Raw genomic sequence first — 24605 nt, forward strand, 5'->3', positions numbered from 1 at the left:
TAAAGGATATTCCATGAACAACATAAAACTAGAATGGAAACGTGGTGACTGGGCGGCTTACTTCGGGCTGATGACCAACAACCTGACTAACCTGCTGACAATGATGGGGCTACTCATTTTTGTTGTCGGGATCCCTACTGAAATTGTCTACGGCCGAATTGCACCCGCCTTTGGTCTGGCGGTGCTGGTGGCCAGCATCTGTTATGCCTGGTTTGGCTTGCAGATGGCGAAACATACCGGGCGTAACGACGTGACGGCGCTGCCGTCCGGGCCAAGCGCACCGTCGATCTTTACTGTGACCTTCCTGGTATTAATGCCGGTGTATCAGCAAACGAAAGACGCCAACTTCGCTATTCAGATAGCGCTGGTATGGTGCTTTGTTGAAGCGTTGATCCTGGTCGGTGGTTCATTCCTCGGTGAGACCATCCGCAAAATGATACCGCGCACAGTGCTGCTTTCCTGTTTATCTGGCCTGGGTCTGTTGCTGTTGGCAATGAACCCGATGTTGCAGGCATTTGAAGCGCCAACTGTCTCTTTCATCGTCCTGCTGCTGATCTTCATTAACTGGTTTGGTAAGAAACCGATTTTTGCCCGCATTCCTACCGGTTTGCTGCTGCTGATTGCCGGTACGGCATTGGCGTGGATCTCCGGCTTGCAAAGCCCTGAAGCGATCAAAGCCTCAATGTCCTCTTTTGGCTTTAACCCGCCGGAAGTCCATGTCGACAGCTTCCTGCAAGGCCTGCCGCACGCGTTGCCGTATCTGGCTTCTGCGGTTCCTCTGGGTCTGGCGAACTATATTTTTGACCTTGAGAATATTGAAAGTGCGCACGCGGCGGGAGATGAGTACAACACCCGTAAGGTCATGATGGCGAACGGTTTTGCATCCATGCTTGGCTGTATGTTGGGGAACCCGTTCCCGGTCACCGTCTACGTTGGACATGCGGGCTGGAAAGCGATGGGAGCCAGTATTGGTTATACCCTCGCATCGGGTATCACCATGTTCCTGGTGCCGTTGTTTGGTCTGGGGGCGTTTATGCTCGCCATTATTCCGATGACCGCGATAGTGCCGATCCTGGTGTTTATCGGCGTAGTGACCGCCAATCAGGTGGTACGAGAAACGCCCAAAGTCGAGGTCCCCGTCATCTTCATCTGTCTGTTCCCATGGATTGCCAACTGGGCGCTGACCATCGTCAACAGCGTGATGGGCGCGGCCGGAACGTCAGCGGCGAAACTGGGTAGCGATCTGTTGCACAGCAAAGGCGTGTATTACGACGGGCTGGTTCATCTGGGAAGCGGCGCGCCGTTGGCCAGTATGTTGTGGGGCTGTGTCGCTATCTTCGCCATTATGAACAAGCCACTGCGCGGTGCGGTTGCCGCAGCCTTCGGCGCACTGCTGTCGCTGTTTGGTGTGATCCACTCCCCGGCGGTTGGCTTTGCGGAAGGCAGTTCGATGATGTTTGTTCTGGCCTACCTGATGATGAGCGGCATGTTTGTCATCAAACATGTTCTCGACAGTCGTGAAGCGGTAACTGCGCCTGAGCAGGAACCAACGAAAACTACCTGAATCGCCTGCAAGCGGAAGATGACACTATGAAAGAACTTGTGGTCGTTGCCATTGGCGGCAACAGCATTATCAAAGATAACGCCAGCCAGTCGATTGAGCACCAGGCTGAAGCGGTGAAAGCGGTCGCAGATACGGTGCTGGAGATGTTGGCATCGGACTACAACATTGTGCTGACGCACGGTAACGGGCCACAGGTTGGACTCGATCTGCGGCGTGCGGAAATCGCGCATGAGCGTGAAGGTTTACCACTCACCCCGCTGGCCAACTGCGTAGCCGATACCCAGGGGGGCATCGGCTACCTGATCCAGCAGGCGTTAAATAACCGTCTGGCGCGTCGCGGGGAGCAGAAAGCGGTGACCGTGGTGACGCAGGTGGAGGTCGACAAGAACGATCCCGGTTTTGCTAATCCGGCCAAGCCTATCGGGGCGTTCTTTAGCGAAGCGCAGCGTGATGAGCTACAGCGGGTCAATCTGGGCTGGCGTTTTGTGGAGGATTCCGGGCGCGGTTACCGTCGTGTTGTTGCGTCTCCGGAGCCAAAGCGCATTGTCGAAGCGGAGGCGATTAAAACGCTGACCCAGCAGGGCTTTGTGGTGATTGGCGCGGGGGGCGGTGGGATCCCGGTAGTGCGTAGCGAGCAGGGGGATTATCACAGCGTGGACGCGGTGATTGATAAAGATCTCTCTACCGCGCTGTTGGCGCAGGAGATCCGCGCTGACATCCTGGTGATCACCACCGGTGTAGAGAAAGTGTGTATTCACTTCGGCAAACCTAACCAGCAGGCGCTGGACACGGTCGATATCGCGACGATGACCCGTTACATGCAGGAAGGGCATTTCCCGCCGGGCAGCATGTTACCCAAAATTGTTGCCAGCCTGACATTCCTGGCGCGTGGCGGTAAGCGGGTGATTATCACCACGCCAGAATGTCTTCCTGCCGCGCTGCGTGGTGAAACGGGTACCCATATTGTCCATTCCTGAGAGGAGATGCGAATGAAGGAAAGTAACAGCCGCCGTGAGTTTTTAAGCCAGAGCGGAAAAATGGTGACCGCTGCCGCGTTGTTTGGCGCGGTGGCCCCGGTCGCGTATGCTGCTAATCCTGTCGGGACAACCAGTGGCGCGAAAAGCACAATGACGATTAACGATAAACACTATTATCTGGATAACGTTCTGCTGGAAGCGGGATTTGATTACGAAAACGCCGTGGTGGTACATACCCGTACTGCGCTACAAACTGTCGAAATTCAGGACGGAAAGATTGTTGCGCTGCGTGAGAATAAGCAGCATCCGGATGCGACGTTGCCACACTACGATGCAGGCGGAAAGCTGATGCTTCCTGCCATGCGAGATATGCACATCCATCTGGATAAAACTTTTTATGGTGGCCCGTGGCGCTCACTTAATCGTCCTGCGGGCACTACCATTCAGGATATGATCCGCCTGGAGCAAAAGCTGCTGCCTGAGCTACAACCGTACACCCAGGAGCGCGCGGAAAAGCTTATTGACCTGCTGCAGTCAAAAGGTACATCGATTGCGCGCAGCCACTGCAATATTGAGCCGGTTTCCGGACTGAAAAATCTGGAAAACTTACAGGCGGTGCTGGCGCGTCGTCAGCCCGGTTTTGCCTGTGAGATCGTGGCGTTTCCCCAGCATGGTCTGCTGTTATCAAAGTCTGAACCGCTGATGCGTGAAGCGATGCAGGCGGGAGCACACTACGTTGGCGGGCTGGATCCGACCAGCGTGGATGGGGCGATGGAGAAATCCCTCGATACCATGTTCCAGATTGCGCTGGATTACGATAAAGGCGTGGATATCCATCTGCATGAAACCAGTCCGGCTGGCGTTGCGGCGGTGAATTACATGGTGGAGACCGTGGAGAAAACGCCACAGCTGAAGGGTAAACTGACCATCAGCCACGCTTTTGCATTGTCTACGCTTAATGAGCAGCAGGTGGATGAACTGGCGACCCGCATGGTGGCTCAGCAAATTACTATTGCCTCGACGGTGCCGATTGGCACGATGCACATGCCGTTGAAACAACTGCGTGACAAAGGTGTGGTGGTGATTACCGGTACCGACAGCGTGATCGACCACTGGTCACCGTATGGGCTGGGGGACATGCTGGAGAAGGCGAATTTATACGCGCAGCTCTATATTCGTCCTAATGAGCTGAATCTGTCACGGGCGCTGTTCCTCGCCACCGGCGATGTGCTGCCGTTGAATGATAAAGGTGAGCGCGTCTGGCCAAAAGCGCAGGATGAGGCCAGTTTTGTACTGGTAGATGCCTCCTGCTCAGCAGAAGCGGTTGCAAGGATCTCTCCACGTACAGCGACCTTCCATAAAGGGCAACTGGTGTGGGGAAATGTCGCCAGCTAGCGTCATTCCACGCGCAGTGGCACAGGTTGCTGCGCGTTTCCTCTCTTTTTCGTTCCTAACCCATGATGCCCATATAGCCGTGGATCCCCATATACAATCCGACCATGCCGATGAGTGCGCTGGAAAAATAGGGGGCTTTACGTGCCAGTGTGTTAAATCCGCTCCAGCGTTTTGCCGCCTGCTGCACGCTGATTGCCGCACCGACACCTACCGTCACCAGCGTCAGCGCCAGCCCGAGGCTAAAGCACAGCACCATTGTTGCTCCCAGCGTGAAGGCTTTGAGCTGGATGCAGATCAGCAAGACCGTAATCGCGGCTGGGCACGGGATTAGCCCCCCGGTCAGGCCAAAAAGTAAAATTTGCCCGTTAGTGACCTCTTTACCCTGAAAGCGACGCTGGATGTCGGTGGCATGTGCCCGTTCGTGAGCGTCCTGATACTCTTTCGAACCTTCGGTGAGTCCTGCCAGCGCGGCATGGTCATGATCGTGGTCGTGATGATGGTGGTGATCGTCATCATGGTTATGATGCTCATGGTGCTCATGGTGCTCATGGTGCTCATGGTGCTCATGGTGGTTATGTTCGTGATCATGGTCGTGCTCGTGATGCGTCTGGGTCAGCCAGTTCTGTTCGCCTTGCCATGTCCGCCAGAACATCCACAATGCCGTGCCCAGAATGATGATGGCAGAGACAAACTGCAGCCAGGGTTCGACGGCCTGGGCGGTAAACGCTTTGCTGATATACATCCCGCCGAGCGCAATCAACCACACCACAGCGGTATGTGACAGCGTGGCCGCCAGCCCCAGCATCACCGCCTGTTTGATGGTTCCTTTAATGGCGATAATAAATGCCGCCATCATCGTCTTGGAATGTCCCGGTTCCAGACCGTGTAACACGCCCAATAAAATCGCGCTGGGAATAAAGAACCAGGCATTACCTTGCTGAAGAAGCGTAGAAAACTCACCCATGAGAATGATTCTTAGTTGTTTTGTTTCGCCAGATTCTACTCCCCCCCAGTACAGAATACTACCCCCCAGTAGATCGGCGCGGTATAGTGAGCCGTGATTTATGCAACGGGGACAGGACGATGTCACATACGATCCGCGACAAACAAAAGCTCAAGGCCCGTGCCAGTAAGATTCAGGGGCAGGTGGCGGCGCTGAAAACCATGCTTGATGAACCGCATGAATGCGCGGCGGTGTTACAACAGATTGCGGCGATCCGCGGGGCGGTAAACGGGTTAATGCGAGAAGTGATTAAAGGTCACCTGACTGAGCATATTGTGCATCAGGGCGATGAAATAAAACGCGAAGAAGATTTGGATGTGGTGCTGAAGGTACTGGATTCCTACATCAAGTAAGGCGATATGCGGCTCATTCACCCACTGATGAATGAGCCGTTGCATAACATTTTTAGCCGAAAAACATCACCGAAACACACAGCAGACCCACAATCAGGGTAATCAAATTGCCCACTGAACGGTACGGCTTCAGAGCCGGGATCAAATAGGTCGACAGCGTCGGCATGATGAAAAGAATCATGGCGATGAGCGGCCCGCTGATTGCGTAAATCATTGAGATGGCATTCGGGTTAATGCAGCAAATGATAAACGTGATCGTCGAGACCAGCATGATCGACAGGGCGCGGTTAAAGGCCCGGCTTTTCTTCACTCCCACCTGATGCAACGACGTTTTTACGACTTCGGTTGCTCCTTCAATCACGCCAAAGTACGTACCCAGAAACGATTTTGACATCGCCACAATGGCTACGATAATCCCTGAAATCGACAGCCATGCAGGGGCGTTCGGCATCATTGAGAGCGCTGACAAAATCGTCACGCCTTCATTTCTTGCGTCTTCAATATAATTTACTGGAATAGAAAGTAAGCAGCTGAAGACGAAAAACAGCACGCTCAGGCAGATGATGACGTAGGCTACTTTCATGATTTTTTTGCATTTACCCATGGCCTGCTCGCCGTATTTCTCGCGTCTGTCGATGGCAAACGTGGAGATGATTGGCGTATGGCTAAAAGCAAAAACCATCACGGGGATTGATATCCATACCTGATGAAGCGTGTGTTGATCGAAAGACATCTGGCCGGTGAGTAACGTAGGCTGCCAGCTTCCGGTCAGATAGAGCGAAAGGAACAAAAAGTAAGCGATGAGTGGGAACACCAGAAATCCCATCACCCGAATAGTGGCTTGTCGCCCCATCAGAAAGATGAGATTCAGTATCAGCACCACGCCAAGGCTGACGAGCATGCGGATGCGTAGATCCACGGTGATATGTTTTGCCAGCTGTTCTGTGAGGGAGTTGGTGATTGCCACGGCGTAGATCAGCACGACCACAAAGAAGGCAACAAAATAGAGAGTGGTGATTAAGCTACCAATCTTTTTGCCGTAGTAGTGCGTTACCGCACCGGTGATCCCTTCACCAGCTGACGTTTTCGATGACAGGATAAACTGGCACAGAGCCTTGTGTGGCCAGTAAGTTAAAGGCCAGGCAACAAGTGCGGTGATAAACAATACGACCGCCCCAGCAGAACCCAGTTGTATGGGGAGAAATAGGGTTCCTGCGCCGACGGCAGTCCCATATAACGCGAAGCTCCAGAGAGTCTCTTCTTTTGACCAAATTTTCGACATTATTTGAACGTATCAACTATAAAATAAACAAAAAGAAGCGCAATTTACCACAAATGAGAGGTGCTGGGGGAGGTGTGAACAAGTGGGCTGGTGAATGGATGAATAGCCGGAATCGGGATAATTCCGACTATTCGTTGAATTATCAGGCAGTAACGCGCTGTTGACGGCGCTTCATCACGCGTTCACGCACCGTGTCGTATGCCCAGTTATAAAACATGGTGTACGGCAGGAAGAACAGGAAGAAACCTATTTCTAGCGTGAATGCCTGCAGCAGACTGACGCTCAGCACATACGACACGATGGTTACCCCGATAACGATAAAACCACTTTCGAAACCTAAGGCGTGAAATGCCCGTACTTTCGCCGTACGTTTCACCAGGTGTGACGGCCACAAGCGATCAAACAGGGCGTTATAAATGATATTCCAGATCATCGCTGTGGTAGCCAGGAGTACGGTCAATCCGCCCATTTCCAGCACCGAACGTTGCATCAACCATGCGGTGGTTGGTGCGAGAATAGCGGTGGCAATGCCCTCAAAACAGACGGCGTGAAAAATACGTTCCAGTAACGAACGGCGTTGGACTGTATCGTGTTGCATAACGTAAAACCTTCTTTGATGCCCGGATAACGGAATGGTGGAAATTTTATCGTTTTATGTGATATCTAAAAGATAGAATCCATCGATAAAGTAGATAGGTTATGCGTTACTCTCCCGAAGCATTAACAGCATTTGTTGAGACCGTTTCCTGCGGTTCATTTTCTGCGGCAGCGCGGCGGCTGCGTAAAAGTCAGTCCACTATCAGTACGGCGATTGCGCATCTGGAAGCCGATCTCGGTTTTGCGCTATTTGATCGTTCCTCGCGCCAGCCGACGCTCACTGAACAAGGTAAACGGGTACTTGGCTACGTTCAGGCGATTTTGTCAGCGAGCGATCGTCTGGATGAAGCTGCTATTTCACTTTCAGGCGCAACGGAAGCGCGTTTGACGTTTGTGCTTTCTGACACGCTGCATCCGGATGTGCTGGAAGAATTGATGGTGCAGTTTGACCGCCTGTTTCCCCATACCGAGTTTGAATGTCTGATTGGCGAAGATGAAGATGTGATCGATCTGCTGCAAAAGGGACGAGCTCAGGTTGGGCTTATTGAGGCGCGCGAGGACTATCCAACGGATATGGGCGTCACTCGTCTGCCAATGCAAACCTGGATGGGGTTATATGTGGCGGCCTCGCATCCGCTGGCTACGCAAAACAACCTGCAATGGGAGCAGCTCCACACCTGGCGCGAACTGCGGTTGAATACCTATCTGGAAAGCGGCACTAACGTGGCGCGTGGTCCCGTATGGTCTGCTCCTAACTATCTGTTATTACTGAGTATGGCGGTTCAGGGGTTTGGCTGGTGCGCGCTACCTTGCGCGCTGGTGGAAGAATTTGCGGCACAAAAACCGCTGGTACAGTTGAAGATGCCCGGCTGGCCAAAGGCTATCTCTATCGACCTGCTGTGGAATAAGAAATCGCCTCCTGGCGTGGCGGGAAGCTGGTTACGCGACCATTTACAGCAGAGTGGCGTTCAGATGACCAATAAATGATACGAAATTCCTTTGTGATAAAAATCACCATTTTTAAACAACTGTGATAACTATCTTTAACAATCATCTACTATTGCGATGTTATTTTGCGCTGAGGTGGTGATGAAAGAGGTTGTGATAGTGGGGGCGTTAAGGACACCAATTGGCTGCTTCCAGGGGACGCTGGCGCGTCATTCTGCCGTTGAGCTAGGCAGCATGGTGGTCAGGGCGTTACTGGAACGCACAGGCGTGGATGTCCATGCTGTTGACGAAGTGATCCTAGGGCAGGTGCTCACTGCAGGAGCCGGGCAGAATCCCGCGCGCCAGTCTGCTATCAATGGGGGATTACCCAATACCGTTTCTGCTATCACTATTAACGATGTTTGTGGTTCGGGCCTCAAAGCGCTGCATCTGGCAACGCAGGCTATCCAGTGTGGTGAAGCCGATATTGTGATTGCTGGTGGACAAGAGAATATGAGCCGCGCACCGCATGTTCTCACCGACAGCCGCACCGGCGCGCAATTGGGCAATAGCCAACTGGTGGACAGCCTGGTGCATGACGGTTTGTGGGACGCTTTCAACGATTACCATATGGGCGTCACCGCCGAAAACCTGGCGCGGGAATACGGAATTAGCCGCGAATTGCAGGATGACTACGCGCTTCGCTCTCAGCATAAAGCGCGTATGGCGATCGACGCCGGGCGTTTTAAAGATGAGATTGTGCCGGTCGTGACCCAACGTAACGGACAATCGATCGTTGTTGATACCGATGAACAGCCGAGAACGGATGCCAGTGCTGAAGGGCTGGCGCGACTGGATCCCACATTTGATCGTTCAGGCTCTGTCACGGCGGGCAATGCGTCGTCGATAAATGATGGCGCCGCAGCCGTGATGATGATGAGCGAAGCCAAGGCGCAGGAGCTGAATTTGCCCATACTGGCGCGTATTCGAGCTTTTGCCAGCGTCGGGGTCGATCCTGCGCTAATGGGGATTGCGCCAGTGTATGCTACCCGTCGCTGTCTTGAACGAGTCGGCTGGCAGCTGGCTGATGTTGATCTTATCGAAGCTAACGAAGCATTTGCTGCCCAGGCGTTATCGGTGGGAAAAGTGCTGGAATGGGATGAGAGGCGGGTCAATGTCAATGGTGGAGCCATCGCGCTTGGCCATCCTATTGGCGCATCCGGCTGTCGTATTCTGGTGTCGTTGGTACATGAGATGGTCAAACGTCAGGCGCGAAAAGGCCTGGCTACGCTGTGTATCGGTGGCGGCCAGGGCGTCGCGCTCGCCATTGAACGAGACTGAAGCGCTTTATACTCCCCTTTCAAACACGCTCTTCTGCTGCGCTGTCCCATGCAAATGTGACAGCGTCGGTGAGTGATATCTTTAATACAAGCACACAAGAATTCATGTTTGTATACCGTCATACTTCAAGTTGCCTGGGTGTTAGCTGTGCGTTACTTGGCTTACCATGAGTCTCGCCCTTACGGGACCGCAGCTCCGCAGTGTTCAAAGCGGCTCCTGACCCCAGTCACTTACTTGTGTAAGCTCCCGGGGCTTCGCTCTGTTGTCACCTACAGGCCACCCGAATTATTTTGGGTATAGTTTTACCTTCCGCAGGGGCTTTGACTTGGCGCGTACGCCACCGTCGTCTTTATAACCTGCAACATCTCCTTCTTCGGTAGCCGTCCTGGTTAACTCTGTATTTTCAGTGCATTATCTCAACCACTGCTGAATCACTATTTAATTAATAATCTATTTTATTGTTTTATATGGTTTTTATATGCCTTTACTATCATTTTTTCCGCTATTTTTGAGACCCTAACGTGATCGCAACTACACTTTTGATAATAAGATGCAGAAAAAGTGAAACATCGTTTTAGTTGTAATTGAAAACGTGTTCCGGGAGGGATATCATTAACCCATTAGTTAAAAACGGAACGGTGTTTTGTTATCCGTTCAAGAATTCACGGTCAATTTATCACTGGAGGTAAATGTGGACGTAAGACAAAGCATCCATAGTGCGCATGCTAAAACCCTGGACACTCAGGCGCTGCGCAATGAGTTTTTGGTAGAAGAAGTGTTTGTCGCTGACGAATACACCATGGTTTACAGCCACATCGACCGCATTATTGTTGGCGGCATTATGCCAGTGGCAAAAACCGTTTCCGTGGGTGGCGAAGTGGGCAAACAGTTGGGCGTAACCTACTTCCTGGAACGTCGCGAACTCGGTGTGATCAACATCGGTGGTCCGGGCACAATTACCGTTGACGGCCAGTGCTATGAAATCGGTCACCGCGATGCGTTGTATGTGGGAAAAGGGGCGAAAGAAGTTGTGTTTGCAAGCATCGATGCGACAAAACCAGCCAAGTTCTACTATAACTGCGCACCGGCACATACAGCCTATCCAACCAAAAAAGTGACCCCAGCCGATGTTGCTCCAGTGACTCTGGGTGATGATCTCACCAGTAACCGTCGTACCATCAATAAATATTTTGTACCAGACGTACTGGAAACCTGCCAGTTGAGCATGGGTCTGACGGAACTGGCACCTGGTAATCTGTGGAATACCATGCCGTGCCATACCCATGAACGCCGCATGGAAGTTTATTTTTACTTCAACATGGAAGAAGACACCTGTGTTTTCCATATGATGGGGCAGCCTCAGGAAACGCGTCACATTGTGATGCATAACGAGCAGGCAGTAATTTCTCCAAGCTGGTCTATTCACTCTGGCGTCGGTACAAAAGCTTATACGTTCATTTGGGGCATGGTCGGTGAAAACCAGGTCTTCGATGATATGGACCACGTTGCAGTAAAAGATCTGCGCTAGTTGCGGGCGGCAACCCTGCCTGTCTGTGACAGGCATTATAAAAAGTAAGGATTAATAATGATTTTGAATGCATTCTCTCTTGAAGGTAAAGTCGCCGTTGTGACAGGTTGTGACACTGGTCTGGGGCAGGGTATGGCGCTGGGCCTGGCTGAAGCGGGTTGCGATATCGTGGGTATCAATATTGTTGAGCCGACTGAAACTATCGAACGTGTTACCGCACTGGGCCGCCGCTTTTTAAGTCTGACTGCAGACCTGCGTCAAATCGACGGTATCCCGGCGCTGCTGGAGCGTGCAGTTGCAGAATTCGGTCATATCGACATTCTGGTCAATAACGCAGGTCTTATTCGTCGTGACGACGCGATCGATTTCAGCGAAAAAGACTGGGACGACGTGATGAATCTGAACATTAAGAGCGTGTTCTTTATGTCTCAGGCTGCGGCTAAGCACTTCATCGCGCAGGGCAAGGGCGGCAAAATTATTAACATCGCCTCTATGCTTTCTTTCCAGGGCGGCATCCGCGTTCCGTCTTATACCGCATCAAAAAGTGGTGTAATGGGCGTAACTCGTCTGATGGCGAACGAGTGGGCAAAACACAACATCAACGTTAATGCGATTGCTCCGGGCTATATGGCAACCAACAACACGCAACAGCTGCGTGCTGATGAGCAACGTAGTGCAGAAATTCTCGATCGCATCCCGGCGGGACGTTGGGGATTACCAGACGATCTGAAAGGGCCAATTGTATTCCTGGCGTCCAGTGCATCTGACTACATCAACGGCTATACCGTTGCAGTCGATGGCGGCTGGCTGGCACGTTAACGGGTCTTCTTCCTGTATCTACAAACAAAAACCCTGCCAAACAGCAGGGTTTTTTATCTTTTATCCCTTACATTTCAGATAAGAAGCTAAAAGGGTGACCTGAGAACGGTGGAATTATGCTTTCAGGAAATCTTCGCGTACGGGGGTGAAAGTATCCAGTAGTGTGCCTGGTTTTAAACAAACGCAGCCATGCATAATATTGGGTCGCTTGTACAGCGTGTCGCCTGCGCGGACAACATGCTTTTCTTCGCCAATGGTAAATTCAAACTCGCCGGATAACACATAAGTGAGCTGTTCGTGCGGGTGGTTGTGCATCGGACCAATTGCGCCTTGCTCGAAATTCACTTCAACAGCCATCATTTTGCCGTCGTGAGCCAGGATGCGGCGGGTAACGCCGTTGCCCAGATCTTCGAGGGTGGTTTCTTTATGAAAAATAAACATCCGGCGGTCCTGTATTATGTTGAAACATTGTTTCATTAAATTTATATCAAAAATAATTAAAAGGAAACGCAGGCTCACAGATGTGGAAAGTTGATCACATCTTTGGTTCACTGGAGCGACAACAACGAACAAGGAAAAAAAGATGAAAACTATCGGTCTGTTAGGCGGTATGAGCTGGGAATCCACTATTCCTTATTATCGACTCATTAATGAAGGTGTGAAGAAACGTCTGGGAGGCCTGCATTCGGCGCAGATCCTGCTGCATAGCGTAGATTTCCACGAGATTGAAGCTTGCCAGTCAAGTGGCGACTGGCAGCAGGCTGGTGAGATTCTGGCGCAGGCCGCCATGGGGCTTCAGCAGGCGGGGGCTCAAGGGATCGTTCTGTGTACCAACACGATGCATAAGGTCGCCGGGGCGATTGAAACGGCCTGCGAGGTGCCGTTCCTGCATATTGCTGATGCAACGGGCAGGGCCATCAGCCAGCAGAAAATGTCTAACGTGGCGCTACTCGGTACGCGCTACACCATGGAGCAGGAGTTTTATCGTGGACGCCTACAGCAAGAGTTTGGTATTAACACGTTGATCCCCGAACAGGATGACCGGCAGAAGATTAACCAGATAATCTTCGAAGAGCTGTGCCTGGGTGAATTCAGTGACACTTCGCGAGATTATTACCTTAATGTGATTGATGGCCTGGCTCGTCAGGGCGCGCAAGGCGTCATTTTTGGCTGTACCGAGATTGGCCTACTGGTTCCGGCGCAGATGAGTCCGCTGCTGGTGTTTGATACGGCTGCGATTCACGCGGCTGATGCGGTGGAGTTTATGCTGTCGTAAGCGGATCCAAAATAGCATCCAGCGGATCGATCAGAGCAGGAAGATGGGCTTGCAAATGTGCCGTAAATGCATCGACCAGTGCGGATGCCGGTCGGTGTAACGGGCGAATCAGGCTAACGGTAAACGGTACGTCGATACTGAAACGTCGAACGACAACGCCGCTGGCGGCATAATCCAATGCAGTGAGTGGGTTTACGACCGAGATCCCTGCGCCGGCACGAACCATCGCGCAAACGGACGCGGCGCTGTGCGTTTCCAGGACCATTCGACGTTTAACCTGATGGTCATTAAACAGGGCATCCAGCAACTGACGGTAACTGTCTGTGCGTGACAGGCTGATGTAATTTTCACCCTGAAAGTCTTCTGGCGTTAGTATGGCTTTCGCACTTAGCGGGTGTCCTGAAGGCAGGACACACACTTCGTTAAGCGTCAGCAGTGCAGTACGTTCAGTGCCTGCGGGCGTGTGCAAGGTCTCCGTCAATCCCAGATCGTGGCGCTGGGCTGAAAGCCACTCCTCAAGCAGCGGTGACTCTTGCGGAACGATGTTCAGACTCACGTCCGGATAGCGAGCCAGAAACGGTTGCAGTAGGGTAGGTAAAAACGATTGTGAAAACACCGGCAGGCAAACAATTGACAGCTCGCCCTGGCGGAATTCTCGCAGGCTTTCTGCGGCATTAACAATGCGATCCAGGCCATACCAGGAGCGTTGCACCTCCTCAAATAACCGTAGGCCCTGTACCGTTGGCTGCAGTCGACCACGAGTACGTTCAAACAGCGTTAACCCCAATACTTTCTCAAATCGCGCCAGTTCCCGACTGACTGTGGGTTGCGAAGTGTGTAGCATCCGTGCGGCTTCCGTCAGGTTGCCCGCTGTCATGATGGCGTGAAAGATTTCAATGTGTCGCAGGTTAACGGCAGGCATGGGCGTTCCTCGAATCAGGTAGTCCATATCATTTTTGCATAGACTCGCGATAAAACGATATTTTTTATTCTCTTTAGCTTGTGGCGTAATCATAAAAAAATGAATACCGGAGTCCGCTATGCCACGCTCGCTTAATAACACCGATACTGACCTGACCGCCGACAACCTGCTGCGTCTGCCTGCCGAATTTGGCTGCCCGGTATGGGTCTACGATGCGCAGATTATCCGTAAGCAGATCGCTAAACTGAATCAGTTCGACGTGGTGCGCTTTGCCCAGAAGGCATGTTCGAACATTCATATTCTGCGTCTGATGCGCGAGCAGGGCGTGAAGGTGGACTCGGTATCGTTAGGTGAGATTGAACGTGCGCTGGCTGCAGGCTATGTCGCGGGTAAAGATGAGATCGTTTTTACTGCCGATATGATTGATGAAGCGACGCTGGCACGGGTGCATGAGTTACAAATTCCGGTTAATGCCGGGTCAGTGGATATGCTGGAACAGCTTGGTCAGGTATCGCCGGGTCACCGCGTATGGCTGCGCGTCAATCCTGGATTTGGTCACGGGCACAGTCAGAAAACCAATACTGGTGGAGAAAACAGCAAGCACGGAATCTGGTACAGCGATCTGCCAGCAGCGCTGGACGTCATTCAGCGTTATAAACTGAATCTGGTCGGTATTCATATGCATATCGGCTCTGGCGTGGACTACGGACACCTGGAGCAGGTATGTGGCGCGATGGTGCGCCAGGTGATGGAGTTTGGCCAGGATCTCGAGGCGATCTCTGCAGGCGGTGGTTTATCGATCCCGTACCGCGAAGGAGAAGAGGCGATCAATACCGACCACTATTTCGGTTTGTGGAACGCCGCGCGTGAGCAGATCGCCAGACATCTTGGGCATCCGGTGAAGCTTGAGATTGAGCCGGGACGTTTCCTGGTCGCGGAAGCGGGCGTACTGGTAGCGCAGGTGCGCAGCGTAAAAGAGATGGGGAGCCGCCACTTCGTGTTGATCGATGCAGGTTTTAACGATCTGATGCGCCCGGCGATGTATGGCAGTTATCATCATATCTCCGCGCTGGCGGGGGATGGTCGTTCGCTGGAGCTGGAGCCTCAACGAGAAACCGTTGTTGCGGGTCCGTTGTGCGAGTCCGGCGACGTGTTTACCCAGCAGGAGGGCGGTAAAGTTGAGACCCGTCTGCTGCCTGCGGTGGCACCGGGTGATTATCTGGTACTGCATGATACCGGGGCGTACGGTGCGTCGATGTCGTCGAACTATAATAGCCGCCCGCTACTGCCGGAAGTCCTGTTTGATAACGGAGTGGCGCGGCTGATTCGCCGTCGCCAGACCATTAACGAACTCTTAGCGCTGGAACTATGACGCAATCCTGTTTAATCGTTTGACGATGAATTCCCTGGCTCTGTCAGCGTTGAAACGGAATGTCGGCGTACCAGAGTTGGGTTAAATACATTGGTAATTTCGGGCACCGGGCGTTTTTCCGCCAGCGCCAGCGCCAGTTCAGCGGCCTGCGTTGCCATCGTTACGATAGGATAACGTACCGTTGTCAGCCGTGGGCGCACGTAGCGTGAAACCAGCACATCATCAAAGCCAATCAGTGATATTTCGCCCGGTACATCAATACCATTATCATTTAATACGCCCATGGCACCGGCTGCCATTGAGTCGTTATAACAGGCTACCGCAGTGAAGCTTTTTCCACGACCAAGCAGCTCGGTCATGGCCTGTTCCCCGCCGCTTTCATCCGGTTCACCAAAGGTCACCAGCCGTTCGTTCACCGGTATATTGCTTTCTGCTAATGCATCGTAATAGCCTTTCAGACGATCTTCTGCATCCGAAATGGTGTGATTGGAGCACAGATAACCGATGCGTGTATGGCCTTGCTGGATAAGGTGCCGGGTGGCAAGCCATGCCCCGTAACGGTCATCCAGGGCAACGCAGCGTTGCTCGAAGCCGGGCAGGATTCGGTTGATGAGCACCATGCCGGGGATCTGCTGCATTAACGACGCAAGTTCAGCATCCGGAATGATTTTCGCGTGTACAACGAGAGCGGCGCAACGGTGACGAATAAGCTGCTCAATCGCCTGACGCTCCTTATGTTCGTTATGATAGCCGTTGCCAATCAGTAAAAAGTTTCCGGTGTTATAGGCCACCTGCTCGACAGCTTTTACCATTGCCCCAAAGAAAGGATCTGACACATCACCTACCACCAGTCCGATGGTTTCAGTGGATTGTTGTGCCAGCGCACGCGCATTGGCGTTGGGGTGGTAGCTGAGTGATTCCATGGCACTCATTACAGCCAGGCGCGAGGCTTCACTGGCTTTAGGGGAATCATTGATCACTCGAGAAACGGTGGCGACTGATACACCAGCTAGTCGGGCTACGTCCTTTATGGTCGCCATGATAGTACCTGTTGTGGGTAAACGCTTACATTCCGCCAGTGTTACGGAAAATGGCTGGCTGTTCAAGCAGATTGCCCGCCAGAACGTCGCAAATGTGAGCGCGCACGAGCGAAGTAAGACAGAAAGGGGAAAATGAAAACCTTTGCTTACACTTTGCGATGGGCTGTTGCGATTGTTCGCTGGTGAGGGAACTGGCCACATTGCTAAAGTTGAGATCCCAGAGGTATTGATAGGTGAAATCAACTTTCGGGTTGATCACAAGATTTACACCAACCTGCGCAGATGCGCAGGTTTTTTTTTATCTCAGGCGTATCTGTAACAGTAACCGATAATTTACACAACTGGTTGCATTTACGTTCATTCCTTTGCGTTTTCGTACTGGCGAATCAGTCGGGTGACGACCACAATCAAGATCCCAGAGGTATTGATTGGTGAGATTATTCGGTACGCACTTCGTACCTGTCTCTTGCACCAACCTGCGCGGATGCGCAGGTTTTTTTTCGTCTTCTATTTACCTGTCGCACGCAATCCCCAACTCGTATAATCTGCCACCATTCATCTTTAGATAATTGATGGTACAGGGAGTTGAGATGCTATTTGGGTTATTTCGTATTCTGTTTCGCGTACTTTTTCGTGTTCGCGTCATGGGCGATGTTAGTGCGCTACAGGGAGAACGCATCCTAATCACTCCCAATCATGTCTCATTTATAGATGGTATTCTTCTGGCGCTGTTCCTGCCCATTCGCCCTGTCTTTGCCGTTTATACTTCTATCAGCCAGCAATGGTATATGCGCTGGTTAACCCCATTGATTGATTTCGTTCCGTTGGACCCAACTAAACCGATGTCGATTAAACATCTGGTTCGCCTGGTTGAGCAGGGACGCCCGGTGGTTATCTTCCCGGAAGGCCGTATTTCAACGACCGGATCATTGATGAAAATCTATGACGGTGCCGGTTTTGTCGCGGCAAAATCAGGGGCGACGGTGGTACCTGTGCGCATTGAAGGGGCTGAACTTAGTCACTTCAGCCGGCTGAAGGGTCTGGTTAAGCAGCGATTCTTCCCACGTATCCGGCTACACATTTTGCCGCCAACGGCACTGCCAATGCCTGAAGCGCCGCGCGCGCGCGACCGTCGCAAGATTGCCGGTGAAATGTTGCATCAGATTATGATGGAAGCGCGCATGGCGGTGCGCCCTCGCGAAACGTTGTATGAATCCCTTCTGGCGGCGAAATACCGCTTTGGCGCAGGTAAAAACTGCATTGAAGACGTTAACTTTACTCCGGATAGCTATCGCAAACTGCTGACTAAAACGCTGTTTGTTGCCCGCATTCTGGAAAAGTACAGCGCGGAAGGCGAGAAAATCGGCCTGATGCTGCCAAACGCGGGTATCAGCGCAGCCGTTATCTTTGGCGCTATGGCTCGCCGACGCATCCCGGCAATGATGAACTACACGGCGGGCGTAAAAGGGTTAACCAGCGCAATTACCGCTTCTGAAATCAAAACCATTTTTACCTCCCGACAGTTTCTCGATAAAGGCAAACTCTGGCATCTGCCGGAGCAGATTACTCAGGTACGCTGGGTTTATCTGGAAGATTTAAAAGCCGATGTTACCCTGGGTGACAAGCTGTGGATTTTTTCTCATTTGCTGATGCCGCATCTGGCGCAGGTCAAGCAGCAACCTGAAGAGGCTGCAGTGATCCTCTTTACCTCTGGCTCTGAGGGTCACCCGAAAGGCGTAGTGCACAGCCACAAAAGTATCCTGGCTAACGTCGAGCAAATTAAAACTATTGCCGATTTTACCGCTGACGATCGCTTTATGTCAGCGCTACCGTTGTTTCACTCTTTTGGTCTGACTGTGGGGCTGTTCACACCGTTACTGACTGGTGCTGAAGTGTTTCTTTATCCCAGTCCTCTGCATTATCGCATCGTGCCAGAACTGGTATACGACCGGAACTGCACTGTGTTGTTTGGTACCTCAACGTTCCTCGGTAACTACGCACGCTTCGCACATCCTTATGATTTCCACCGCCTGCGCTATGTTGTGGCGGGAGCAGAAAAGCTGCAAGACAGTACCAGGCAGTTGTGGCAGGAGAAGTTTGGTCTGCGTGTCCTCGAAGGCTATGGGGTGACGGAATGTGCGCCAGTCGTCTCGATTAACGTGCCGATGGCGGCAAAATCGGGCACGGTAGGGCGTATTCTACCGGGGATGGATGCCCGACTGCTGGCGGTTCCCGGGATTGAGGAGGGTGGGCGTTTACAGCTGAAAGGCCCTAATATTATGAACGGCTATTTGCGCGTCGAAAAACCCGGTGTACTGGAAGTGCCGACGGCAGAGAATGCGCAAGGCGAGCTTGAACGCGGCTGGTATGACACCGGTGATATCGTGCGCTTTGATGAGAACGGCTTCGTGCAAATTCAGGGGCGTGCTAAACGTTTTGCCAAAATTGCCGGCGAGATGGTCTCACTTGAAATGGTTGAGCAACTGGCGTTGGCGGTATCCGCCGACAAAATGCATGCTACGGCTATCAAGAGTGATGCCAGTAAAGGCGAGGCGCTGGTGCTGTTCACCACGGATGGAGAGCTGACGCGAGATAAATTGCTGCAGTATGCGCGCGCCCATGGCGTTCCGGAACTTGCCGTGCCACGTGATATCCGCCACCTGAAACAACTCCCTCTACTTGGCAGCGGTAAGCCTGATTTTGTCACGCTAAAAAGCTGGGTTGATGAACCGGAAGAACAACATGCCTGAGTCAGTACACACTAACACTTCAATCTGGTCTAAAGGGATGTTGTCCGTTATCGCCGCGCAGTTTCTGTCGGCGTTTGGCGATAATGCGTTGCTGTTCGCCACGCTGGCGTTGCTGAAGGCGCAATTCTACCCGGACTGGAGCCAACCGATCCTGCAAATGGTGTTTGTGGGCGCTTACATTCTTTTTGCGCCTTTTGTCGGACAGGTGGCGGATAGCTTTGCCAAGGGCAGAGTGATGATGTTCGCCAACGGCCTCAAGCTATTGGGTGCGGCGAGTATTTGCTTCGGTTTTAACCCTTTTCTGGGGTATACGCTGGTGGGTATTGGCGCTGCGGCTTATTCACCGGCCAAATATGGCATTCTCGGCGAGCTGACCACTGGCGACAAACTGGTGAAAGCCAACGGACTGATGGAAGCTTCAACCATCGCAGCTATTTTGCTGGGATCTGTCGCTGGCGGCGTTCTGGCAGACTGGCATGTCATTGCCGCACTCTCTGTTTGCGCGCTGGCATACGCCGGAGCCGTCCTGGCTAACCTGTATATTCCAAAACTGACCGCTGCTCGTCCCGGGCAATCGTGGCATCTGGGGAAAATGACGCGTAGTTTTTTCTGCGCAGCGTCTTCGTTATGGCGTGACGGTGAAACACGTTTTTCGTTAGTAGGTACTAGCCTTTTTTGGGGCGCAGGTGTGACGTTGCGTTTTCTGCTGGTGTTATGGGTACCGGTGGCTCTGGGCATCACTGATAACGCCACGCCAACCTATCTCAATGCTATGGTGGCTATCGGGATTGTGGTTGGTGCCGGAGCGGCAGCTAAGCTGGTAACGCTGGAAACGGTGTCTCGCTGCATGCCGGCGGGGATCCTGATTGGCGTGGGGGTGCTGTTTTTGTCTCTGCAACATGCGCTGCTTCCATCCTATGCGTTGCTGATGCTTATCGGTGTACTGGGCGGCTTTTTTGTTGTGCCTCTGAATGCGTTGTTGCAGGAGCGGGGCAAAAAAAGCGTTGGTGCGGGTAATGCTATTGCGGTGCAAAACCTGGGCGAAAACAGCGCTATGCTGCTAATGCTCGGCATCTACTCGTTAGCGGTTCTGGTGGGGCTTCCGGCGGTCGCGATTGGCATCGGGTTTGGCGGCTTATTTGCGCTGGCGATTACGGCGCTGTGGGTCTGGCAACGCCGTCATTAATTTGTGTGTCGGGTAGCGGTTTGGCTTTACCCGGCACACAATGCGCATTATCACGGTGCCGGGTAGGTATAAACCTGATGCACCGCTTCAATCTCCGCCAGTACCTCTTCGCTTAATTCCAGATGCAGGCTTTCGACATTGGTTTTTAACTGTTCCATCGTCGTGGCTCCCAGCAGAGTGCTGGCGACAAACGGCTGGCGACGAACAAACGCCAGCGCCATCTGGGCTGGATCCAGATTATGACGTTTCGCGATATCTACATAAGCGGCGACAGCCTTTTGCGTCTGTTCACCGCTGTAGCGCGTGAAACGGCTAAACAGTGTATTACGTGCTCCGGCTGGTTTAGCGCCGTTCAGATATTTACCGCTTAAGGTACCAAAACCCAGGCAAGAGTAGGCCAGCAGTTCAACCCCTTCATATTGGCTGACTTCCGCGAGCCCAACCTCGAAGCTGCGGTTCAGCAGGCTGTACGGGTTCTGGATGGTGACGATGCGTGGCAGGTCGTGTTTGTCAGCAAGGTGCAGATAGCGCATCACGCCGAATGCGGTTTCGTTGGAAACGCCGATATAGCGAATTTTCCCCGCACGCTGAAATTCAGTCAGAGCTTCCAGTGTTTCCAGCAGAGTAATTACCGGTGTGGAATCCGTCCAGTTGTAGCCAAGTTTGCCAAAACAATTGGTAGGGCGCTGAGGCCAATGTACCTGATACAGATCCAGATAATCGGTTTGCAGGCGTTTAAGGCTGTCATTCAGCGCCTGGCGAATGTTTTTACGATCCAGCGCCTGATCGGGGCGAATACCGCTGTCATTGTTACGTGACGGACCGCTGACCTTCGAGGCCACGATCAGTTTTTCACGGCTACCATGTTTGGCGAGCCAGTTGCCGACGTAAGTTTCTGTGAGCCCCTGAGTTTCAGGGCGAGGCGGTACCGGATACATCTCGGCAACGTCGATTAAATTTATGCCTTGTGCAACGGCATAGTCGAGCTGTGCATGTGCGTCGGCTTCGCTATTTTGTTCACCAAACGTCATTGTGCCCAGCCCCAGTGTACTGACTTCCAGCGAGCTGTGGGGTATACGGTGATATTGCATAGCCGTTTCCTTTTTATAATCACGACATAAGGATTATAAAAATGGCTGAGGGAAGGGAAAAAGGGAAGCAAAAATTGTTAAGGCCAGCAGCATTGCTGACCTCAACCATCAACGTTCAATAATTTGAGACACATCGTCACGGTTAATTTGCATCGCGTTGCCTTGCTGATCGTGATAGCTCACCAGACCGGTATCGTCATCAATTTCCGGTTTACCGTCGGTCAGGATCATACGACCGTCTTTTGTCGCCATCACATAATCACTGCTGCATCCGGAAACTGCAAAAGCCAATCCTACGGCGGAAATTAAAACTGCCCATTTTTTCATCTGTTTATCCTCACATGGCCTGCGTCTGACAATAGTTTAGTAATAACGCGAAGTTATGCAGGACGAAAGAGGGAAAATCTTAATCTGTGAGAAGGGGAAGATGATGAGGCTATTCGCTCCCCTTGCGGGGAGCGACAGATTTTATCAGAGCGGATTTTTTTTATTGCGCAACAGGTTCAGGGTCTCTACCGCGATAGAGAAGAACATGGCGAAATAAATGTATCCTTTCGGTACATGGACATCGAAACTTTCCAGAATCAGCGTGAAACCAACCAGAATCAGGAAAGAGAGTGCCAGCATTTTTACCGAAGGGTGACGATCCACAAACTCGCCTATTGGGCGTGCTGCAAACATCATCACACCCACGGCGATGACCACCGCCGCCATCATGATAAACAGATGATCGGACAAGCCTACCGCGGTGATGACGGAGTCCAGACTGAAAATAATGTCTAACAACATGATCTGCACAATCGCACCCAGGAAAGAGGATACGCGAGTTTTCAGCCCCTCCTCTTCACCTTCAATCGACTCGTGGATCTCTTTGCTGGCTTTCCAGATCAGGAATAATCCACCGAGCAGAAGTATGAGATCTCGTGCGGATATCGCCTCGCCAAACACCTCGAATAACGGGTTTGTCAAACGAGTTACCCAGGCGATAGAGGCCAGCAAAGCCAGACGCATGAGCATCGCTGCCGCCAGCCCAATACGTCGGGCGTGACTGCGTTGCGCGGTCGGAAGTTTGGCAACTACCAGAGAGAGGAAAATAATATTGTCGATCCCGAGAACGATCTCCAGCAGCGTCAGCGTACCGAGCGCAAGCCAGGCGTTAGGATCGGTTATCCATGCAAATAACATCGAACAAAGTCCTGCCAAAAAAAAGAAGCGCTAATTATAGGCCCGTAACGCGGCGGGTGAAAGGCCGGGCAGTGCCTATTAGGGCTGGAATAAAAAATGTCGCTCCAGTAAGGCACGAGTGAAGTTCTTTTTAAGGTAAAACCCGCGTGGCAAGGTCAGGATTGGTTCGCCATTGGCACCAATTGCCTCGGTAAGCGCTCTGGCATTGGCGGCTTTTGGGCGTAGTTGTAGTACTTCCCCATGGCGAGCGGTAATGCGCTCGACGTGACCCAACACAATCATGTCCATTAACTCTTCCCAGTCCAGACGCAATTGTCGGTCCTCTTCTTCATTTGGGCTCCACAGTAGCGGAGAGCCGACGCGCCGTTCAGCCAGCGGTATATTGCGTTCACCTTCAACGGGGATCCACAGTACGCGTTTGAGTTTGTGCCGGACATGGCTGGTTTCCCACGTTACGCCTGTATTGCCGGTCAGTGGCGCTACGCAAACAAAGGTGGTTTCCAGCGGTCTGCCAAGACTGTCCACAGGGATTGTTTTCAGCTCCACGCCGAGCGCGGCAAAATCCTGTTCTGGCTTACTGCCCGCACTGGCGCCAAGCCATATCTCCAGCAGCACGCCAATCCAGCCTTTGTCCCGCTTTAAATCCTTTGGCGTAACAAGACCCGCCATCGTCGCCAACTCTCCCAAAGCGTAGCCTGAGAGTTGTCGTGCCTGGGTAAGCAACTGAGTCTCAGATTCAGGAGGTAAAAGTAACGGATGGAGTTCTGGCATTGGGTTATACCTTAGGCGAAAAAATGAGCAATGATTTTATACCGTGTGGACAGAGTTTATCTTTTTCCACATGCTATATTCAATTATATGATTTATATTGGTTTTTAGATTTCAATTCGCGGAGTTGCGCAACAACAATTCAGGTTTTCCAATTCTGGTCACTGACAATGAACAGGATCTTACACCATGTTATCCACAGAAAGATGGGATAACTGTGAAAAAACCCTACTACTGTTTCAATTTACAGCCTTGACGTGCGACGAAAATCGAATTTTTACACAAATTGTGCCTAACTTATTGGCATAATCTGTGGATAAAACCAACGCTGGTTGATCTTTCATCAGCTCGAAGATCGTATGCGTGATGATCGTCACGTTTCTGTGTGATTATCTCCTGATTCCGATTTTAACTTAATGAATATATAAGACTATTTTTTATGTGTGACGAAGGTCTTATTCAGACTGTTCCGGGTTTTCCCATAGTAATTCCGTACTTCTTCACAACTATATCCACAGAAAAGGTGAATAAAATCGTCCTGGCAGTGCTCCCTCTGTTTATAACTCGGGCCTTTGCTGTGAGTTATTCAATTGTTATTAGAGTATCGTGTCCTTAACAGAGTGGTTTACCGCCTCCCAGGAGTGTGAAACAATCGTTTGTATATAAGGTTTATGTTGAGGTAGTCCGGTGATTGATGACGATGGCTACCGCCCGAATGTAGGGATAGTAATTTGTAACCGCCAGGGGCAGGTCATGTGGGCCCGGCGATTTGGTCAGCACTCCTGGCAATTTCCACAAGGTGGGATAAACGCAGGAGAGACAGCAGAGCAGGCGATGTACCGGGAACTCTTTGAAGAAGTGGGGCTCAGCCGTAAAGATGTACGGATCCTCGCTTCTACTCGTAACTGGTTGCGTTACAAGTTACCGAAACGTTTGGTGCGTTGGGACACGAAGCCGGTTTGTATCGGCCAGAAACAAAAATGGTTTCTTCTGCAATTGATCAGTAGCGATGCTGAAATCAATATGCAAACCAGTAGTACACCTGAGTTTGATGGCTGGCGCTGGGTGAGTTACTGGTATCCGGTTCGACAGGTGGTGTCATTTAAACGCGATGTTTATCGCAGGGTGATGAAAGAATTCGCAAGTGTTGTGATGGCGCTTCAGGAAAGTACTCCTAAGCCGCAAAGCCCGCCTGCGTACAGACGTAAAAGAGGTTAAGCTACGCAAAT

General features: G+C 51.9%; 23 protein-coding genes. 13 read left to right on the forward strand and 10 right to left on the reverse strand.

Going from position 1 to position 24605, the window contains the following annotated elements; all coding sequences use genetic code 11:
- Positions 1 to 13: 13 nt before the first annotated feature.
- The 3 genes from OGY01_RS15790 to OGY01_RS15800 are packed head-to-tail and all read left to right on the forward strand — an operon-like array spanning position 14 to position 3936.
- On the forward strand, positions 14 to 1564 hold the full coding sequence (locus OGY01_RS15790; protein WP_048220624.1) for a hypothetical protein: 1551 nt from the start codon (positions 14 to 16) through the stop codon (positions 1562 to 1564).
- A gap of 26 nt (positions 1565 to 1590) precedes the next feature.
- Complete coding sequence (locus OGY01_RS15795) at positions 1591 to 2541, forward strand: carbamate kinase family protein (RefSeq protein ID WP_286493335.1); 951 nt, start codon at positions 1591 to 1593, stop codon at positions 2539 to 2541.
- A gap of 12 nt (positions 2542 to 2553) precedes the next feature.
- Positions 2554 to 3936, forward strand: a complete 1383-nt coding sequence (locus tag OGY01_RS15800; RefSeq protein ID WP_045447070.1) for an amidohydrolase family protein — start codon at positions 2554 to 2556, stop codon at positions 3934 to 3936.
- Between the two features lie 55 nt (positions 3937 to 3991).
- Here OGY01_RS15800 and OGY01_RS15805 read toward each other — a convergent pair whose 3' ends face one another.
- Positions 3992 to 4900: a nickel/cobalt efflux protein RcnA gene (locus OGY01_RS15805; RefSeq protein ID WP_286493337.1), complete on the reverse strand. Its 909-nt coding sequence runs from the start codon at positions 4898 to 4900 to the stop codon at positions 3992 to 3994.
- A gap of 119 nt (positions 4901 to 5019) precedes the next feature.
- On the opposite strand from OGY01_RS15805, the gene rcnR reads away from it, so the two are divergent.
- Positions 5020 to 5292 (forward strand): Ni(II)/Co(II)-binding transcriptional repressor RcnR, encoded by a 273-nt coding sequence (gene rcnR, locus OGY01_RS15810; protein WP_016154292.1) that lies wholly within the window; start codon positions 5020 to 5022, stop codon positions 5290 to 5292.
- 52 nt (positions 5293 to 5344) lie between these two features.
- Here the strand turns inward: rcnR and OGY01_RS15815 are convergent, their stop codons facing one another.
- Together OGY01_RS15815 and OGY01_RS15820 are read right to left on the reverse strand one after the other, a co-directional pair.
- Positions 5345 to 6574 (reverse strand): amino acid permease, encoded by a 1230-nt coding sequence (locus OGY01_RS15815; RefSeq protein WP_286493339.1) that lies wholly within the window; start codon positions 6572 to 6574, stop codon positions 5345 to 5347.
- Positions 6575 to 6716: 142 nt separating this feature from the next.
- On the reverse strand, positions 6717 to 7172 hold the full coding sequence (locus OGY01_RS15820; protein ID WP_045447061.1) for a multidrug/biocide efflux PACE transporter: 456 nt from the start codon (positions 7170 to 7172) through the stop codon (positions 6717 to 6719).
- Positions 7173 to 7273: 101 nt separating this feature from the next.
- Between OGY01_RS15820 and OGY01_RS15825 the strand changes: the two genes are divergently transcribed.
- The 4 genes from OGY01_RS15825 (at position 7274) to kduD (ending at position 11786) form a co-directional block, all read left to right on the forward strand.
- On the forward strand, positions 7274 to 8158 hold the full coding sequence (locus OGY01_RS15825) for a LysR family transcriptional regulator (RefSeq protein ID WP_045447059.1): 885 nt from the start codon (positions 7274 to 7276) through the stop codon (positions 8156 to 8158).
- A 102-nt stretch (positions 8159 to 8260) separates the two neighbouring features.
- Positions 8261 to 9439, forward strand: coding sequence for an acetyl-CoA C-acetyltransferase (locus OGY01_RS15830; protein WP_045447057.1), 1179 nt, complete (start codon positions 8261 to 8263; stop codon positions 9437 to 9439).
- Between the two features lie 691 nt (positions 9440 to 10130).
- Positions 10131 to 10967: a 5-dehydro-4-deoxy-D-glucuronate isomerase gene (gene kduI, locus OGY01_RS15835; RefSeq protein WP_045447055.1), complete on the forward strand. Its 837-nt coding sequence runs from the start codon at positions 10131 to 10133 to the stop codon at positions 10965 to 10967.
- A 57-nt stretch (positions 10968 to 11024) separates the two neighbouring features.
- Positions 11025 to 11786, forward strand: a complete 762-nt coding sequence (gene kduD / locus OGY01_RS15840) for a 2-dehydro-3-deoxy-D-gluconate 5-dehydrogenase KduD (protein ID WP_045447052.1) — start codon at positions 11025 to 11027, stop codon at positions 11784 to 11786.
- A gap of 114 nt (positions 11787 to 11900) precedes the next feature.
- Here the strand turns inward: kduD and OGY01_RS15845 are convergent, their stop codons facing one another.
- Positions 11901 to 12227, reverse strand: coding sequence for a cupin domain-containing protein (locus OGY01_RS15845; RefSeq protein WP_045447048.1), 327 nt, complete (start codon positions 12225 to 12227; stop codon positions 11901 to 11903).
- A 142-nt stretch (positions 12228 to 12369) separates the two neighbouring features.
- Here OGY01_RS15845 and OGY01_RS15850 point away from each other — a divergent pair, with 142 nt between their 5' ends.
- On the forward strand, positions 12370 to 13062 hold the full coding sequence (locus OGY01_RS15850; protein WP_286493340.1) for an aspartate/glutamate racemase: 693 nt from the start codon (positions 12370 to 12372) through the stop codon (positions 13060 to 13062).
- Here the strand turns inward: OGY01_RS15850 and OGY01_RS15855 are convergent.
- Entirely contained in the window at positions 13049 to 13984 is a 936-nt protein-coding gene (locus OGY01_RS15855) for a LysR family transcriptional regulator (protein WP_045447042.1), read from the reverse strand. The two genes, OGY01_RS15850 and OGY01_RS15855, sit on opposite strands and share 14 nt — an antisense overlap.
- Before the next feature lie 118 nt (positions 13985 to 14102).
- Between OGY01_RS15855 and lysA the strand changes: the two genes are divergently transcribed.
- Positions 14103 to 15356 carry a diaminopimelate decarboxylase gene (gene lysA / locus OGY01_RS15860; protein ID WP_286493342.1) on the forward strand — a complete coding sequence of 418 codons (1254 nt, stop codon included), beginning with the start codon at positions 14103 to 14105 and terminating at the stop codon, positions 15354 to 15356.
- Positions 15357 to 15367: 11 nt separating this feature from the next.
- Here lysA and galR read toward each other — a convergent pair whose 3' ends face one another.
- Positions 15368 to 16396, reverse strand: coding sequence for an HTH-type transcriptional regulator GalR (gene galR, locus OGY01_RS15865; protein WP_045447037.1), 1029 nt, complete (start codon positions 16394 to 16396; stop codon positions 15368 to 15370).
- 590 nt (positions 16397 to 16986) lie between these two features.
- Between galR and aas the strand changes: the two genes are divergently transcribed.
- Together aas and lplT are read left to right on the forward strand one after the other, a co-directional pair.
- Positions 16987 to 19146: a bifunctional acyl-ACP--phospholipid O-acyltransferase/long-chain-fatty-acid--ACP ligase gene (aas, locus tag OGY01_RS15870; RefSeq protein ID WP_045447034.1), complete on the forward strand. Its 2160-nt coding sequence runs from the start codon at positions 16987 to 16989 to the stop codon at positions 19144 to 19146.
- Positions 19139 to 20332: a lysophospholipid transporter LplT gene (gene lplT / locus OGY01_RS15875; protein WP_284097302.1), complete on the forward strand. Its 1194-nt coding sequence runs from the start codon at positions 19139 to 19141 to the stop codon at positions 20330 to 20332. Before aas ends, lplT begins: the two co-directional genes overlap by 8 nt.
- 50 nt (positions 20333 to 20382) lie before the next feature.
- Here lplT and OGY01_RS15880 read toward each other — a convergent pair whose 3' ends face one another.
- From OGY01_RS15880 to mutH, 4 genes are all read right to left on the reverse strand, one after another.
- Positions 20383 to 21423, reverse strand: a complete 1041-nt coding sequence (locus OGY01_RS15880; RefSeq protein ID WP_045447022.1) for an NADP(H)-dependent aldo-keto reductase — start codon at positions 21421 to 21423, stop codon at positions 20383 to 20385.
- Between the two features lie 108 nt (positions 21424 to 21531).
- Positions 21532 to 21750: a lipoprotein YgdR gene (gene ygdR / locus OGY01_RS15885; RefSeq protein WP_000758660.1), complete on the reverse strand. Its 219-nt coding sequence runs from the start codon at positions 21748 to 21750 to the stop codon at positions 21532 to 21534.
- Between the two features lie 144 nt (positions 21751 to 21894).
- Positions 21895 to 22608, reverse strand: a complete 714-nt coding sequence (locus OGY01_RS15890; protein WP_045447018.1) for a TerC family protein — start codon at positions 22606 to 22608, stop codon at positions 21895 to 21897.
- Positions 22609 to 22686: 78 nt separating this feature from the next.
- The gene (gene mutH / locus OGY01_RS15895) at positions 22687 to 23379 is read right to left on the reverse strand and encodes a DNA mismatch repair endonuclease MutH (RefSeq protein ID WP_045447015.1); all 693 of its coding nucleotides are present in this window, start codon (positions 23377 to 23379) and stop codon (positions 22687 to 22689) included.
- 684 nt (positions 23380 to 24063) lie between these two features.
- On the opposite strand from mutH, the gene rppH reads away from it, so the two are divergent.
- Positions 24064 to 24594, forward strand: a complete 531-nt coding sequence (gene rppH / locus OGY01_RS15900) for an RNA pyrophosphohydrolase (RefSeq protein ID WP_045447012.1) — start codon at positions 24064 to 24066, stop codon at positions 24592 to 24594.
- The last annotated feature ends 11 nt before the right edge of the window (positions 24595 to 24605 follow it).

The sequence above is a fragment of the Citrobacter sp. Cm038 genome (assembly GCF_030333105.1).
Taxonomy (GTDB): Bacteria; Pseudomonadota; Gammaproteobacteria; order Enterobacterales; family Enterobacteriaceae; genus Citrobacter; species Citrobacter murliniae.